We start from the raw sequence: 12,372 nt of genomic DNA on the forward strand, positions 1-12,372 counted from the left end.
CTACGATTGAGGTACGCCCGCCGCGGTGACCCCCTCGACCTCCATGCCGACCGGCGCGAGCAGGAACACGTTGCGGTCGACGCGGTGCATCCCGCTGCCGAGCCCGAAGACGACGCCGCTGCTGAAGTCCAGGATCCGTTTGGCCACGTCGCTCTCCGCCCCGGTCAGGTCCAGCAGGACCGGGATCTGCGCCACCAGATACTCGGCCACCTCACGGGCGTCCGCGAAGATCTGGACCCGCAGGACGACCAGGCGCCGCTGCTCCGCCGACTCCCGCTGCTCCGGGACCGTGCGGTGGTCGACCCGGGACGGCCACTCGTTGCGCCCCCTCAGGGGTACGACCTGTGCGAGCCCTTCCCACTGTTCGTCGGTGGCGTCGTACCTGTCGTACCTGTCGTACCTGCTCACAGAACCACCCCGTCGGTATGCCGGTTGGCTGTGCGCCGGCTGCGCTCGTTGTTCATCGGGCAATTCTCACCTCCCTCACCCGTTCGGCGTACCACCGACACGGGCCGGACCGTGATCGACACTCCCGGACGCTGTGCCCGCCCCCTCCCCCGGAAGCGTGTCGAGCGGGGTGAAGCGCACCGGGAGATGGGCGGGGGCACGGTGGAAGGGGCCCGGTCGCCACAGCAGCCGGGCCGGATCGACGGCGAGTTCGAGGTCGCAGAGCTGGCTGGTGAGCTGCTCGATCGCGGTCATCGCCATGAGCAGGGCGGGCTGCTTCGCCGGGCACCGGTGCGGCCCCGTCGACCAGGCCAGATGGGCGCTGTCACCGGAGCGCACCGCGAGCCCGGACGCCGTCGGCGGTGACTGGGTGTTGGCGGCGGCGAACGAGACCAGGACCAGCTGTCCGGCGCGCAGCGGGACACCGTGGAACTCGGTGTCGTGCCGCGGATAGTGCGCCCCCATGTTGGCCAGCGGAGGGTCCCGCCACAGCACGTCGTTGACCGCTTCCTGCGCCGTCATCGCCCCGCCGTGCAGGAACCCCCCGTACCGGGTGTCGCTGAGCATGCGCAGCAGCGCGTTGCCGATCAGGTTCGTCGTCGGTTCGTTGCCCGCGCTCATGATGAGGGTGATCTGGCGCACGGCCTCGTCGTCGTCGAGGCCCGCCGGGTGGGCGAGGAGGTAGCTGGTGAGGTCGCGCCCGGGGCGCGCCCGTCGCTCGGCGACGAGGCCCGTGACGACGCCCACGAGGTCGGCGTACGCGGCTGCCGCGCCCTCGGCCGTGTCCATCATGGCCGAGGCACTGCGGACGATCCGCTCGCTGTCGCCCGGTGCGACGCCGAAGGACGAGGTGAAGACGTGCAGAGGGAGCCTGCGCGCGTACTGGGCGATGAGGTCGCCGGTGCCGGTGGCGGAGAACGTCCCGATGAGCCGGTGGGCGATCCTGGCCACCTCCGCGCGCAGCAGGTGCGGCTCGATGAGGGCGAGGGTGTCGTTGATGGCCTCGCGGTAGCGGGCGTGCACGGCGCCGTCGCTGAAGAGCGCCGTGGGCCGGTGGCCAAGCACCGGCAGGACCGGGGAGTCGGCGGGCACGCCCGCCTGCCAGGCCCGCGGGTCCTTGGTGAAGGTGTCGGTGTCTCTCAGCAGGTCGACGGCGGCCTGGTAGTCCGTGACCAGGATCGCGTCGATGCCCGGAGCGATACGGACCCGCGCCAGCGGCCCCTGGGCGCGCAGCCGGCGGTAGTGGCCGTGCGGATCGGCGGCGAAGGCGGGGCCGTACAGCGGGAGCGGCTCGTGGGGCGGGGGGCCGGCGCCGGGTGCGGGACCGGCGGGCATGCCGGCTTCGGGGAGGCTCATGACGGGTCCTGGGACGGGGGCAGGCACGTCAGCGCGTGCTCGGCGAGGGCGATCAGGGCCTCGATGCTCCCGCGGCGTTCGCGGGCGTCGCACTGGACCAGCGGGGTCCGCGGATCGAGGTCGAGGTGGGTGCGCAGCACCTCGTCCGTGTGGGTGGGTGCGTCGGGGAAGCGGTTCACGGCGACGGCATAGGGCAGCCCCTGCTCCTCCACCATGTCCATCACCGCGAAGGAGTCCCCCAGGCGCCGGGTATCGACCATGACGAGGGCGCCGAGGGCTCCGCGCGCGATGTCCTCCCAGAGGGGAAGGAACCGTTCCTGCCCCGGGGTACCGAACATGTAGAGCACCAGGTCGTCCTGGACGGTCAGCCGGCCGAAGTCGACGGCGACCGTGGTCGTGGTCTTCTCCGGCAGGCCGGCGGTGTCGTCGAGTCCGGCGCTCGACTGCGTCATCGCCTCTTCCGTGTGCAGGGTCGGGATCTCCGACAGGGTGCGGATCAGGGTCGTCTTGCCCACGCCGAAGGGACCCGTGACGACGAGTTTCATCAGGGTCTCGGCGGCATTCGGCAGATAGCCGACACCGCCCCGGTCAGTGGAGGGTACGGAGTCCAACGAGCAGCCTCTCGACGAGCGACCGGTCGATCTCACCGGCACGGGGGATCGGTGGCCGAGCGTGCAGGTGTCCCGCGGCCACGAGATCCGTGGCCAGGAACACCGTGGCGCTGACCGGCAGTTCCAGGTGGGCGGCGCACTCGACGACGGTGAGGGCTCCCGGTTCGAGGAGTTCACACAGTCTGCGCTGCTCCGTACCGGCGTTCGGCGGCAGTGCCTCGTCCGTGCGGAGGAGTACGGCGAGCCGGTCGAGCGCGGGGCCGGTGGGGGCCGAGCGGCCACCGGTGACCAGATAGGCGGGGATCAGGCGGCGCCCTGGACCGGGGGTCATGGCCGGGTGGCAGCGTCCGGTTGGCGGGTGGGGGCGTGCATGGCCCGGGTCAGCGCGGTGACCTGCACCTGCATCTGGTAGGCGATGTTCCCCAGGTGCGCGTCGGGTGCCGCAAAGAGGGCCAGGGTGGTGTTGCGGCCCGCGGGAACGACGACGGCGAAGCCCAGATCGGATTCCACGACCGTCTGGGCCAGGCGTGGCGACTCCGCCTCGGTGAAGGCGGTGGTGAAGGCGCGGGCCGCCGCGTGCAGGGTGGCCGTCATCGCGGCGACCCGCTCGGCGGACGCGCGCTCCAGGCCGGGTGACGCCCCTTCGACGAGGCCGTCGCCGGTGGCCACCACGGCGTGCTGCACGCCGGGGAGTTCGAGCAGCGGGGTCAGCACCCAGGCAAGATCACCGGTGGTGGGGGTGGCGCTCACGTCTCGTCGTCTCCTTGGTCGTCCGATGAGGATGCTGTGGGTGCGGGCGCGTTCCTGCCGCTGAGGGTGCCCTCCTGGAGGGCGGCCCAGGAGGCCTCGGCCTGCTCGGGTGTCCGGAGCGGGGGCCGCTCCTCGGGTGTCTCCGTCACCGGGCCCGGGGAGGGCGCCCGGCGGGGGGTCCTGCGGCGGCGGCTGGGCAGTCCGGTCGCGGGGGGCCCGGCGGGGGGCCCGGCCGTCCCGTCGGCGGCGGGCTCCTCGGCGTCGTCACCGGCCGGCTCCCCGGCGGGCGCGGGGATACGGGCCCCGGACTCCGGGTCCGCGAGGGGCCGCCGGGCGTCGACCGCCTTCGGCGCGAGCACGGACAGCGTCCGGTCGTCGTCCATCACCGTCAGCAGGTGGGCCGGTATGCGCAGCATCGTGCGCATACCGCCGTACGGGGACGCCTCGATGTGGCAGCTGAAGCCGTAGCGCGCCACCAGCCGTCCCACCACGGCGAAGCCGGTCTGCGGCGGATCCCCCAGCTCGGTCAGCAGTACCTCGGAGGGCCCGGCCAGGAGTGTCCGGGCGCGTTTCAGGGCGTCGCCGTCCATGCCGATACCGGCGTCGTCGACGAGGACGAGGGCGCCGCGCCCCGCCGTCTGCTGGACGGTCACCGGTACTTCTGTGTCGGGGTGCGAGTACGCGGTCGCGTTGGCCAGCAGCTCGGCAAGTGCGATGGCGAGGGGCTCGGCCGCCCGGGCGACCAGGGCCAGCCGCTCCTGGCGCAGGTGGTTGGCGATCTTGATCCGCTCGTATCCCGCGACCCGTGACTGGGCGCCGAGCACGACCTCGACGAGCGAGGAGTTCTGGCGGGCGAGTCCCGGCCAGGCGTCGCAGAGGACGGCGGTGGCCTGGGTGCGGCGCAGGGCGAGTTCGTTGCGGAAGTCGAGCTGGAGGATCCGCGGGTCGTCGTACTCGTGCTGGAGCTCCTGCAGCAGGTGCTGCGACTGGTTGAGCAGGGACTGGATCTTCGCGGAGGTGCCGCGCATGGCCGCCCGGGCGGCCGCGTCGACCCGGCCGCGCTCCTCCAGGATCGCGGTGCGCGCCGCTTCCACGGCATCGCTCAGCAGACGTGCGGCGTCACCCTCGACACCGGCCGCCTCCCGTAGTCCGGGGACGGGTGCGGCGCGGTGGGAGAGCGCGGTCGCGGCAGCCGGGATCCGCTTCTCGGCCAGCTGGCGTATCTCCTCGCCGAGGGCCAGGGTGCGGGCCTCCGCCGCTTTCAGCTGACGTTCGATCAGCTCCACGCGGGTGGCGGCACCGTAGGCGTCTCGCCTGGCCTGGTGGATCCGCGTGGACGCCCATATCGCCCCGCAGACGGCGATCAGGGTCACGATCCATGCCACGGCGTCACCGCTTCTCTGGGGTCGGGCACGGTGCGCACTCCGCGTGGCGGGAGGGCGTACGGCAGCCGTTCGGTTCGGCCGTCACGCCGCTTCGCCACCGGTGGTGGCGGTGGCGGTCTCGTGGGCGACGGCGGCGACCTCGGCCATCACCTGCAGGACGCCCGGCGGTTCGGAGCCGTCCAGGTGCCGGTACTCGCTCCCGATGGTGACCACGAGGCGCTCGGGCAGGCCGAGGTCCGGATAACGGCCCTCGCCGATCACCCGGCGGGCCGCCTCGGTTGCGGGCACCCCGGCAGCGTGAAGGGCGTGGGCCCGGTCGCGTACGTGGGCGAGGTAGCCGATGTGTTCCCGGACTCCGGCCGGGTCGAGCACCGGTCCGTGGCCGGGCACGATCACTTCGGCCCCGGTGGCGAGGACGCGTTCGCAGGCGGCGATCACGTTGTCCAGCGGGCCGGCCCAGTGGACCGGGTGGTCCCCGGGCTGCCGTGCCGTGGAGGAGAAGATGATGTCGCCGCTGAAGACGGCACGCTGTGCGGGCAGGTACACCATGAGGTCGCCCGCGGTGTGGGCGGGCGGCAGCGACGACACCTGGACGACGTGGTCGCCCAGGGTCAGTTCGAGCTCTCCGGTGAAGTACGTCGTCGGCCGCACCGGTGCGGTGTCCGACCAGTCGAAGACGCCGAAGTGGCGGGCGAGGTACGCGCCGAGCGCAGTGGTCCGATCGCCTCCGGTCACCAGGGCGTGCTGCTGTTGCGGGGTGGGGTCGTAGTGGATGTGCTCCCTGGCCTCACGGGTCGCGATGATCTCCGCGTCCGGCAGCACGCCGGCACCCCAGAAATGATCGCCGTTGGCGTGGGTCACGATCACCCGGTCGACGTCCACCCCGTCGGGCAGCCTCTTACGGCTCTCCACGAGGAACTGGCCGGCCAGCAGCGTGTCGTACGGGGTGTCGATCCACAGCGCGCCGCGCGGCGACACCAGGAGGCCGCAGTTGGCCAGCCCCCAGCCGCGCTTCGGCGGCAACCAGGCGTACAGGCCTGTGCCGAGGTCAACGACGTCCCCACCCGTGATCGACATGGGGCGATTATGCCGACCGTGGTGTGCTCGCGCGTTCGAACTCGGCCAAAAATTCCCTCCGGTGACGTGAAATCGCCCCTTCCACCCGTCGAACGGCGTCCGGACGTGACCGTACGGGGTCGCCGCGAGTCGGCCCAGTGCGGGACCTATCGCCCGATCCCGTCCCGTAACGCTCACCGGCGTGATGCCGGGCGCCTGCTACCCACTCCGGACGGACAGAACCAGATTGAGCCGATTACCCACCGAGCTTGGCCGAAAACAGCTAGGTCTCTCCCCCTCGGGACGCAGGGCTCATGCTTGTTCTTGCTCTTTTGCCCCATGTAACATGCAGAATCAATCATTCGGGTGACGGCTTCGACCAGGCCGACCCCGAGCGGACCCGGGCCGGTCGCGGCCACGGCACACCAGGCACGGCACACCCCAGGCCCCGCACCTCCCCGGTGCGGGCAGCAGTGGAAGCGGAGCGCGGACATGTCCCACGTCGAAACCGAGACAGCCGACCAGCCTGAGTGCTGGCGCCGAGCGGCGCAGGTGGCGGCCGACCGCGCAGCCGTACTGCCCGCCGCGGGGGAGCGCATCGCCGTCGTCGGATGCGGCACGTCCTTCTACATGGCCCAGGCGTACGCCTCGCTCCGCGAGGACTCCGGGCAGGGCGAGTCCGATGCCTTCGCCGCCTCGGAGTTCCCCTTCGGCCGGCGGTACGACCGGGTCGTCGCCCTGACGCGCTCGGGCACGACGACGGAGGTGCTCGACCTGCTGACCCGGTTGCGCGGCACCACGGCGACCCTCGCGGTGACGGCCGATCCGCAGACCCCCGTCATGGCGGCAGCCGACGAGGTGGTGGTGCTCGACTTCGCCGACGAACGGTCCGTCGTGCAGACCAGGTTCGCCACCACGGCGCTCACCCTCTTCCGCGCCCACCTCGGGCTGCACACCGACGACGTGGTGCGGGACGCGGAGACCGCACTGGCCGAGCCACTGCCCGACGGGCTCACGGAGTGCGCGCAGTTCAGCTTCCTGGGCCGCGGCTGGACGGTCGGGCTCGCCAACGAGGCGGCGCTGAAGATGAAGGAGGCGTCACTGTCCTGGACGGAGTCGTATCCGGCGATGGAGTACCGCCACGGGCCCATCAGCATCGCCACGGCCGGGACGGCGACCTGGATGTTCGGTTCCGCGCCGGAAGGCCTCGCCGAGCAGGTACTGGCGACCGGCGCCCGCTGGGTGGCGAGCGGCCTGGACCCGCTGGCGGAGCTGGTCAGGGTGCAGCGGCTCGCGGTCGCCCGGGCGGTGGCCCGGGGTCTCGACCCGGACCTGCCCCGTCACCTGACCCGGTCGGTGGTCCTCGACGAGGCCGCCGGGGCCTGAGCCGGCGCACGCGGGGTGCGCCGGGCGGGGTCCGTCCGCCCGGCGCGCCCTGCGGAGGACCGGTTCAGGCGGCCTCGTCGAAGTAGGCGTCCAGCGCCGCGTCGAGGCCCGCCGTCCACTCCTTGAGGCTGCTCCGGGCCGCCGCCTCGACCTCCGCGTTGAACCAGCGGCGGCTCGACAGATGGACCGTGACAGTGAACCGGCGGCCGAAGCGGGCGGTCTTGACCTCCACCGCGCCGATCTCGGACCAGTCGAAGTCCGCCTCCTGGTCGTCCAGCCGGAACCGGACGCCCTCGCGGTCGACCCGGATCGATCCGCGCCGGTCGCTGACCTCGAAGACGGGCCCGTCCTCCTTCCCGGCGTCGGAGCCGCCCCCGGCCTCTTCCTGTACCGCCGCGTCGGCGTCGTCCGGAACAGGCGCCCGTCCGGCGGCAGCCGCGGGATCCTCCCCGCTCTCCGCCCCGGCGCGCGCGTCAGCGGCCTCTGCCGCCTCGTCCGTTTTCCCCTCCGTCCGCGCGGGGGCAGGGGCCGTCAGGCCGGGGATGTACGCCGGGTCCGTGCCCGCGGCGAACTCTGGCTTGGTGTTGGAATCTATGCGCTGCTCCACGGCGGGCAGTATGGACGACGAACCTGTACGAGACCAGTCGCCAGGGGGCGCGGCCCCGCGCCCCGTACCCCTGCGCCGCCGGTGCGGGCCCCTCCCGCACCGGCGGCCGACCGCGCGCACGGGTCCCCGCACACGGAAAGACGGGTGGTGCGGGTCCGTCAGAACCCGCACCACCCGTCAGGCATGGTCCGCTGTCACGCGGTCAGACCTCAGTAGGCACCGAACACGTTGTCGATCGAGCCGTACCGGTCGGCGGCGTAGTTGCACGCGGCCGTGATGTTGGCGACCGGGTCGTAGCTGTCCATCGACGTGCCGGGCACGTGGTAGGCCTGGAAGGTCGGGTCGATGACCTGCAGCAGCCCCTTGGACGGGACGCCGTTGATCGCGTTGATGTCCCAGTTGTTGATGGCCAGGGGGTTACCCGAGGACTCGCGCATGATGTTGCGGTGGATGCCCTCGTACGTGCCGGGGATGCCGTGCTCGGCCATGACAGCCAGCGACTCCTTGATCCAGCCGTCGAGGTCGTTCGTGTACGTGACCGGCGCGGCGGCGACGGCCTCGACGGCGGCGGGCGCACCCTGGGCGGCCAGCTCCGTGGTCCGTTCGGAACGGTCGGCGCGGTCGGCGCCTCGCGCGGCACGGTCCGGGGAAGCGGACGGCTCCGCCTTCTTGCCGGCCTTGTCCGCGGCCTTCGGCGCCTTGCTGTCGGCATGGGTCCCGATGGTCAGCTTCAGGCCGGGGTGAATCAGGTCCGGGTTACTGCCGACAGCCTTTCGGTTGCCGTTGTAGAGCTCCTGCCAGCCACCGCTCACGGAATGATCGCGTGCGATCTTGGAAAGGGAATCACCCAAGATCACGGAATACGTGACGGGCTCGGACTTCTGCGCGGCAATTCCCTTGCCGGACAGGGCGGTCGAGGTGACCGACTTTTCCACCGCCACCGGCTGCGCCGGCGCGGCGAACGCTCCGGTCGCACCGATCACGGGGAGCGCGAGGGCGGCTCCGCCCGTGCTCACGGCGATGATGCCGCGGGTCAGCGAACTGGTCCCGGAACGACGGTTCTTGAACTTTGCGGGCATGCTGAATTCCTCTCCGCCGCCTACGAAGTGAGCTGTCGGGTTCGGGCTGGAGATGCCCGGCCGCACGTGAATGCGACTTCACCCCGAGCCGTTCCGGATACCGGATCGGCGCTTACCTGGGTCCCCCGCTCCTGCCGTACGAGATGTGGTCGGGTTCCCGGACGGCGGCAGGATTCGGCGTTCCATCCGGAGTGAGGGTGACCGTAGGCGAGAAATGCCGAAAGGAACAAGCCCCGCATTCGTGATCACAATTCAGCGGAAAGATCAATTCACGGAAATACGTGTAACCGACCCCACACGGCGCACTCAACTTTCTTGGCGCGCAAGGGAAGCGGAAGACGCGTCACGGCGTCCCGGGCGAAGAGCGTGACCCTGGTCACGGCGTCCGATAAGGGTGATTTGCGGTACGCCGCAAGGGGTGCCGATCCACCTGACGACTCGTCGAAAATTACGGTATTAATTCTAGAAAAGACATCAAAACGGGCATATGACGCACTTGGGTCACTGATGCGCATATCAATGACCATCGCGTGGAACCCGTCCTCGTATGACCGACAGCGTGAACCCCGACCTGGCGAACCCGCGGATCACCGTCCTGCCCGTTCAGCCCGGGCATCCGCCCTTCCGCGTCGTGGAGATCGACGGAGAGGTCGTCGGCGCGGCGACGTCGATGACGGACCTCCTGCTCCTCGCCGCCGATGCCGGCATCACGGTCCACGACCTCGAGGACCCGGCCGTCGTGCGGTGGGTGGGCGGCGGCAAACTCACCTGGAGGCGGCACTGAGCGGGCACCCGACGGCAGCGGCCGCCGACGGCACGCCCCGGTTCCCGGCCACTCCTGCGTGCGGCAGTCGGCCCGGCCCGGCGGCCGCATGCCTGTCGGAGCGCCAGGGCCACGGGCCGCTCGTCAGCCGGCCGGCGGCTCGCCGGTCCACGGATCGAGGCCCGCCCTGCGGCGGGCCCGCTGCACGGCCCTGCTCACGAATGCGTGGCGCCCCCGCCCCATCACCCCGTCCACGGTGATCGGCGACATCTCGAACGCGCCCGTCAGAAGCCTGCGCAGGAACTCGGCCATCCCGAACCGGTACAGGGCGAACGTGGGTACGGTGTGACGCCCACAGACCACCACGGGCCAGCGGTCGGGGTCCTCGTCCATCGTCAGCCAGCACAGGATGTCCGCCTCGGTCGTCGTCCCCCAGGCGAGCAGGGCACCGGGATCCAGCACCAGGTCGGGGCCGGCGGGATCGGCCCACACCTCGTCGGCCTCCACCCTCCAGGCCTCCCGTACGGCTCCGGTCCCCTCGGCCATCGCATCGGGAGTCCGTCCGCCCTCGGGAGCGTCCGTGGGCAGCGGTCGGTGGACGGCGATCGCGCCGTCCACCGAGCCCTCCCCGTACGCGCGCATGAAGGCCTTGTAGTCGGCCGGGAAGGGGGCACCCCAGCGGGCTTCGGCGACCGCCCAGTCGACCTGCTCGTCGATTCCGTATGTCGTCGGCAGCAGGGGCCCCAGCGCCTCGATGGACGCGGGTAACGCGGGCCGGTTCCGTCCCCCACCGTGCCGGCCCCGCCGGGCCACCGGAATCCAGCCGCTGACGCTCCGTCCCAGCACTTCGCGACTCCCACCTGTCGTCCCGTGGAAGGGTCCGCTCCTCCCACAGAACCCAGCGACGCACGGGGTCCACGCATCACACTTCGGAGGGCCGGGGCCCCGCGGACGGGCCACCGTCTCCCGTGCCCGGCGATGCCCGGCGCAACGTGCTGGATCAGGAAGCGGGGCGTACGGCTCCGATGCACGGCTCCGCACGACAAGAGGCCCCGCGGCGGGTGCGGAGGACCCGGCACACGGGCCCGGCCGTAAAAGCACCGGCGGTGTCGTCGCGGGGGAGGGTCAACGCCCCGGCGGCGTCGCGGCGGGGCGCGGGCGTCCGGGAATGCCGGCGGGCGTCGGCGGCCGGGAGCGGCCCGTCCCCCGCCACCCTCGCCGGCGGCCCGGCTCCGTCAGGCCATCAGCCCGGCGGCTACGGTTGCGCCGAGCTCCCAGCAGGCCTCGATGTCCGCCCTGCCCGGCTCACCGGTCACGGTCACCGCGTCGGCGGAGCGGCGCCATCCCAGGCCCGTCGTGATCGACTCGACGCCCCGCAGCGCTCCGGTGACGTCGTTGCCGCCGTGCACGTAGTAACCGAAGGGGCGGCCGCGCGTCGCGTCCAGGCACGGGTAGTAGACCAGGTCGAAGAAGTGCTTGAGGGCGCCGGACATGTAGCCGAGGTTCGCGGGGGTGCCGAGGAGGAAACCGTCGGCGGCGAGCACGTCGGACGCCGTCGCGGCGAGCGCGGCGCGTCGTACGACGCGTACGCCTTCGATCTCGTCCGTCGTCGCGCCGGCGACGACGGCCTCGAAGAGGGTTTGGCAGTTCGGCGAAGGGGTGTGATGAACGATCAGCAAGGTGGCCACGTTCCCGAACCCTGCCGTCCTGGTCCTCCGCCCGCAAGCGAGCACGTCGGCCTGTCGCCGTCCGCCACGGTGGGTACGGCAGGTGGCGAGCGCTCCGGGAGGAGCGGGCGGTGGCGTAGGGGCGGGCGGGCCGCCGCACCCCGGGGTGGCTGCCCGCCCCGCACGTGGCTCCGACGCCGCCGGGACGCGCCCCCGCGCCTCTCTCCCCGGATGCCGGCCGGCGTGCGTCGTGCTCATGGCTCGCCGATCACCCCGGTCCGGACCACCGCCCGCTGAGGGCGTGGACAGCGGGGCCGTCCGGGGGCACGGACAGGCGGACGCCGTGCGTGGTCGACGTCCTGCCCGCTCGCCCGGACGGGAGACCGATCGGCCGGACGGGAGACCGATCGGCCGGATGGGAGACTGATCGGCCGTGGACGGCAACACAGGGGGCGGCGGAACTCATGCGCGCACGAAAAGATTCCACACGGGCGGCGGAACTCGTGCGCGTGCGACGGGGCTCCCCGGGAACGGCGGCATGGGTCGTGGTGGCGGCGGTCACACTGACGGGCTGCTCCTCCCTCCTCCGGGACCTCGGCCCGCTTCCCTCCGCCTCTTCGGGCCCACCGGTGCCCACGGAGACGGTGGTGTCGGAGCTGACCTCGGCTATGAGGGCGGAAGGTGTCACTCTCGAACGGACACCCCAGGAACTGGTCCCTTTCGAGTGCCATGAGAGTTTGTCGGCCGAGTTGCCGTCGGACACGGCCGACACCGTCCTGAAGTCGGGCTTCGCTCGCGCCCGTTCGGAGTTCGGCTGGGAGCCGGCCCCGGCCCCGGGCAGCGGAGGGCTCGCCCTGCGCAGGACCAACTGGACTGCGGCGACGACCCTTCCCAGCACGTGGTCGGCGGACTCCCCCACAGCCCTGGTCGTGATCTCCTTGCAGTGCGACCGGGGCCGCTCGAAACGCCCGCAGCCCACGGGCTCTTCCGGAGCACCTGCGCCTTCGCCCTCCTGAGCCGCACGCACTGTACGGGCGCAGCCCGGAGCGCCTCGGGGCCGTGCGCCGACGCGCTCCGGGCTGCGCCCGTGCCCAGGGCGCACGAAAAGTGGCCGGCCGCCACCCCCGCGGACTTATTGACATGCCCACCACCGATGGCAATGCTGTGGGGACGCTTTTCCATCGATGTAGACCTGGGGACGGCAGCCGGTGCAGATATCCCTGCGCCCGGTACGGCAGGCCGCCTGACGATGCCGGCGTAGAGCT

At 71.9% G+C, this 12,372-nt stretch carries 13 protein-coding genes and 1 riboswitch; of the genes, 2 read left to right on the top strand and 11 right to left on the bottom strand.

Features of this window, described 5'->3' with window-relative positions; all coding sequences use genetic code 11:
- The 7 genes from ACH4VO_RS11620 to ACH4VO_RS11650 form a co-directional block, all read right to left on the bottom strand.
- Window positions 1-408: a cell division protein SepF gene (locus ACH4VO_RS11620; RefSeq protein ID WP_360987929.1), complete on the bottom strand. Its 408-nt coding sequence runs from the start codon at window positions 406-408 to the stop codon at window positions 1-3.
- Window positions 409-483: 75 nt separating this feature from the next.
- On the bottom strand, window positions 484-1,803 hold the full coding sequence (locus ACH4VO_RS11625; protein ID WP_360987931.1) for a cytochrome P450: 1,320 nt from the start codon (window positions 1,801-1,803) through the stop codon (window positions 484-486).
- Window positions 1,800-2,414: an ATP/GTP-binding protein gene (locus ACH4VO_RS11630; RefSeq protein WP_360987933.1), complete on the bottom strand. Its 615-nt coding sequence runs from the start codon at window positions 2,412-2,414 to the stop codon at window positions 1,800-1,802. Before ACH4VO_RS11630 ends, ACH4VO_RS11625 begins: the two co-directional genes overlap by 4 nt.
- Window positions 2,392-2,745 (bottom strand): DUF742 domain-containing protein, encoded by a 354-nt coding sequence (locus ACH4VO_RS11635; protein WP_360987935.1) that lies wholly within the window; start codon window positions 2,743-2,745, stop codon window positions 2,392-2,394. Before ACH4VO_RS11635 ends, ACH4VO_RS11630 begins: the two co-directional genes overlap by 23 nt.
- Window positions 2,742-3,164, bottom strand: a complete 423-nt coding sequence (locus ACH4VO_RS11640; protein ID WP_360987937.1) for a roadblock/LC7 domain-containing protein — start codon at window positions 3,162-3,164, stop codon at window positions 2,742-2,744. Before ACH4VO_RS11640 ends, ACH4VO_RS11635 begins: the two co-directional genes overlap by 4 nt.
- Entirely contained in the window at window positions 3,161-4,549 is a 1,389-nt protein-coding gene (locus tag ACH4VO_RS11645; RefSeq protein ID WP_360987939.1) for an ATP-binding protein, read from the bottom strand. The genes ACH4VO_RS11640 and ACH4VO_RS11645 overlap by 4 nt, the downstream gene beginning before the upstream one ends.
- An 81-nt stretch (window positions 4,550-4,630) precedes the next feature.
- A complete protein-coding gene (locus tag ACH4VO_RS11650) occupies window positions 4,631-5,626 on the bottom strand; it encodes an MBL fold metallo-hydrolase (protein ID WP_360987941.1) in 996 nt (331 codons plus the stop codon).
- A 471-nt stretch (window positions 5,627-6,097) separates the two neighbouring features.
- On the opposite strand from ACH4VO_RS11650, the gene ACH4VO_RS11655 reads away from it, so the two are divergent.
- Window positions 6,098-6,991: a sugar isomerase gene (locus ACH4VO_RS11655; protein WP_360987943.1), complete on the top strand. Its 894-nt coding sequence runs from the start codon at window positions 6,098-6,100 to the stop codon at window positions 6,989-6,991.
- A gap of 64 nt (window positions 6,992-7,055) precedes the next feature.
- Here ACH4VO_RS11655 and ACH4VO_RS11660 read toward each other — a convergent pair whose 3' ends face one another.
- A complete protein-coding gene (locus ACH4VO_RS11660; RefSeq protein WP_360987945.1) occupies window positions 7,056-7,598 on the bottom strand; it encodes a hypothetical protein in 543 nt (180 codons plus the stop codon).
- A 209-nt stretch (window positions 7,599-7,807) separates the two neighbouring features.
- The gene (locus tag ACH4VO_RS11665; RefSeq protein WP_360987947.1) at window positions 7,808-8,677 is read right to left on the bottom strand and encodes a transglycosylase SLT domain-containing protein; all 870 of its coding nucleotides are present in this window, start codon (window positions 8,675-8,677) and stop codon (window positions 7,808-7,810) included.
- Window positions 8,678-8,681: 4 nt separating this feature from the next.
- A riboswitch (cyclic di-AMP (ydaO/yuaA leader) is annotated at window positions 8,682-8,867 on the bottom strand.
- A gap of 357 nt (window positions 8,868-9,224) precedes the next feature.
- On the opposite strand from ACH4VO_RS11665, the gene ACH4VO_RS11670 reads away from it, so the two are divergent.
- The gene (locus ACH4VO_RS11670; RefSeq protein ID WP_360987949.1) at window positions 9,225-9,461 is read left to right on the top strand and encodes a hypothetical protein; all 237 of its coding nucleotides are present in this window, start codon (window positions 9,225-9,227) and stop codon (window positions 9,459-9,461) included.
- A 123-nt stretch (window positions 9,462-9,584) separates the two neighbouring features.
- On the opposite strand, the gene ACH4VO_RS11675 is transcribed toward ACH4VO_RS11670, so the two are convergent.
- The gene (locus tag ACH4VO_RS11675) at window positions 9,585-10,286 is read right to left on the bottom strand and encodes an SMI1/KNR4 family protein (RefSeq protein ID WP_360987951.1); all 702 of its coding nucleotides are present in this window, start codon (window positions 10,284-10,286) and stop codon (window positions 9,585-9,587) included.
- A 389-nt stretch (window positions 10,287-10,675) separates the two neighbouring features.
- Window positions 10,676-11,128 (bottom strand): NAD(P)H-dependent oxidoreductase, encoded by a 453-nt coding sequence (locus tag ACH4VO_RS11680; protein WP_360987953.1) that lies wholly within the window; start codon window positions 11,126-11,128, stop codon window positions 10,676-10,678.
- Between the last annotated feature and the right edge of the window lie 1,244 nt (window positions 11,129-12,372).

The sequence above is a fragment of the Streptomyces sp. NPDC020780 genome (assembly GCF_044334475.1).
Classification (GTDB): Bacteria; Actinomycetota; Actinomycetes; order Streptomycetales; family Streptomycetaceae; genus Streptomyces.